General features: G+C 25.4%; 4 protein-coding genes. 2 read left to right on the forward strand and 2 right to left on the reverse strand.

Features of this window, described 5'->3' with window-relative positions:
- Positions 1-103: 103 nt before the first annotated feature.
- Positions 104-565, forward strand: a complete 462-nt coding sequence (locus Q0V09_RS10390) for a hypothetical protein (RefSeq protein ID WP_297489320.1) — start codon at positions 104-106, stop codon at positions 563-565.
- A gap of 44 nt (positions 566-609) precedes the next feature.
- On the opposite strand, the gene Q0V09_RS10395 is transcribed toward Q0V09_RS10390, so the two are convergent.
- On the reverse strand, positions 610-1,152 hold the full coding sequence (locus tag Q0V09_RS10395) for an HdeD family acid-resistance protein (protein ID WP_297407165.1): 543 nt from the start codon (positions 1,150-1,152) through the stop codon (positions 610-612).
- Between the two features lie 184 nt (positions 1,153-1,336).
- Between Q0V09_RS10395 and Q0V09_RS10400 the strand changes: the two genes are divergently transcribed.
- Entirely contained in the window at positions 1,337-2,017 is a 681-nt protein-coding gene (locus Q0V09_RS10400; RefSeq protein WP_297407166.1) for a hypothetical protein, read from the forward strand.
- 39 nt (positions 2,018-2,056) lie between these two features.
- Here the strand turns inward: Q0V09_RS10400 and Q0V09_RS10405 are convergent.
- Positions 2,057-2,718, reverse strand: a 662-nt coding sequence (locus tag Q0V09_RS10405) for an Mrp/NBP35 family ATP-binding protein (RefSeq protein ID WP_297489323.1), incomplete at its 5' end; no start/stop codon positions are given.

Consider the following 2,718-nt stretch of genomic DNA (forward strand, 5'->3'; position numbering starts at 1 on the left):
CGCCACACCAATACATTTACTGGGCTGGCCCTGGTGCCAAGCATTACAGTGAAGTCTATCTTATTCACCTTTAAAGCAGTTGCTAGAAGGAACTCCAGATGCAATGTGGCCGGATTTTGTTAAAAAGCATGAAGATGGAATGCCTAAAAATGCAATGTGGTTACAATGTATAGTAGTAGTAGTATTTGTTGGATTAATCTCTTTTGGAGGAGAAGGAGCAGCACAATTTTTCTCTAAATTAATTTTAATGACAAATGTAGCTATGACAATTCCTTATATTTTTGTAGCAGGAGCTTTCCCAGCTTTTAAAAATAAAAGTGAAATAGAAAAGCCTTTTGAAATATACAAAGGTAAAACTATTGTAAAGGTAGCTACAGTATTTACAGTATTATCAGTATCTTTTGCAAATATAACAACAATATTATCACCATACTTAACTACAGGAGATATATCTTCAACAATTTGGATGGTAGCAGGACCAGTTGTATTTACAATAGCAGCCTTAGTAATTTATAGTAAATATGAAAAAAAATATGTAGAAATTTTAAAAACACAGAAAAATTAAGCTTAAAATAAAAAGTAGCAAGTTCAAATGAATTTGCTACTTTTTTATTTGTTAGACTCTTTAAAGGAATAAGCTGATAAAATAAGATTAGCACCACTAAAAAGAATATACCAAGATATGCATAAGAAAATAAATTGTTGAGTAAAAATAGGTAAAGCAACCATTAAACTTCCAAAAAGTATATCAATAATACCAGAACCTAAACTGAAATTAACAAGAGTTGGAAATGTTTTTTTATTAAAAATAACATTGATAATAATAAATATTCCTTTAAAAAGAATAAAAATACCTGCATAAATAATTAAGTAAAGTTGTGATATGAAAGGTGTTATTAAAAGAGAAAGGGATATTATTATTTCAAGAAATCCTAAAAAGATATATAAACCCCAATGGAAAGTTGGAATTTTATTAAATTGAAATCCTTTTGTAAAATTTTTTATTCCACTGACAAAGAAAAAAGCCGAAAAGATATATAGTAAATATATTGAAAATAAAGTAGGACTAAAAATTCCAAAAACACCAACAAGAGTAAATAAAATACCTGTAAAAAGAAGATATAAAAAAACTTTTTGATTAAATGTTTGCATAAAAACCTCCTATGTATTTTATATAATATTCTAAAAAACAAATAGAAATCCTTTTAGTGAATCGCTTATATAAAATAGATATATAAATAAAGAATAATACATATGTTATTTATATATTTGAAAATCTAAATATTATTAAAGTATACTTTAATAACTATAATTTTAAAGCATGAGGAGGAATTTTATGAAAATTGGAATTTTTGATTCAGGTTGGGACGGATTAAAAGTATTAAAAAAGATTAAAGAGAAGGTAGATTTTGCAGATATAATTTATTATGGTGACTATAAAAAATCAAAAGAGGAAAAAAATTATTCTGTGAATATTGGAAATTTTTTTATTGATAATAGAGTGGATATAATAATTGTAATTTGTAATTCTAATGTTGATGAATTACTTAAATTTTTACAAGAACAATTTTCATGTATTCCCATTATTGGTGTTATGAGTCCTGGAATATTAAAAGCAATGAAAGAAAGTAAAAGTAAAAAAATTGGAATTTTTAATAACTCACAATTAGTAAAAAGTAATTTTAATATAAATATTTTAAATAAATTAAATTCAGATACATGTTATTTTGAAAATTTGGAAAATTTAAAAGAGATTCCAGTGGATATAGACACTGTTATAGTAGATTCTTTTATAGAATGTAAAGAAGAGAATATTAAATTTATTGATATAACAGAAGAGATAGCTTTATATGTTTTATTTTATTTGAATAGATTGTCTTTAAAAAATGGATATAAGAAAATTGAAAAATCAAAAATTATTATAGATTATTTTATAACTGGAAATTTAGAAAAATTTAAAAAAATAAGTGAAAATTTATTAAATGAAAAGTTAGATAATATATATATAACTATATAAAAAATGATCTCTGAAAAACAGAAATCATTTTAAATAGTTTTATTTTAAAGTTTTTATTAATTTATCAACAATAGGTGAAAAAAGTTCTGAAATAGCAATTTTATCTTTTTCATATGAGTTGTTAGATAAATTACAAATGCTATTAACCATAGGTAACTCTCCAAGTAAAGGAACACCACATTCCTCTATAAAATCTTTTGTATGATTTTCATTGAAAAGTTGAATTTTAGTATTACATCCAGGGCAAGATATATAACTCATATTTTCAATAATTCCTAGAACTGGAGTATTAAGTTGTTTTGTCATTTTTATAGCTTTAGTAACAATCATAGATATCATATCTTGTGGAATAGAAACCATAACTACACCTGAAAGTGGAATAGATTGCATAACAGTTAAAGCAACATCCCCTGTTCCTGGGGGCATATCAATAATTAGATAATCTAACTCTCCCCAAATAACACCATTCCAAAATTGTTCAACAGCTTTACCTACCATAGGACCTCTCCAAACAACTGGATCGTTTTCATTTTCAATTAGATAATTTAAAGACATAGTTTTGATGCCATCTTTACTTATAACTGGAAGTATATTTTCCTCAACTCCATCAGCTCTTTCCCCACTTAATCCCATAAGTCTAGGAATACTAGGGCCAGTAATATCAGCATCCATAACTCCAACTTTAAATCCTTTATTATTTA

Origin of the sequence: uncultured Cetobacterium sp. (genome assembly GCF_947039425.1) — a bacterium.
Classification (GTDB): domain Bacteria; phylum Fusobacteriota; class Fusobacteriia; order Fusobacteriales; family Fusobacteriaceae; genus Cetobacterium_A.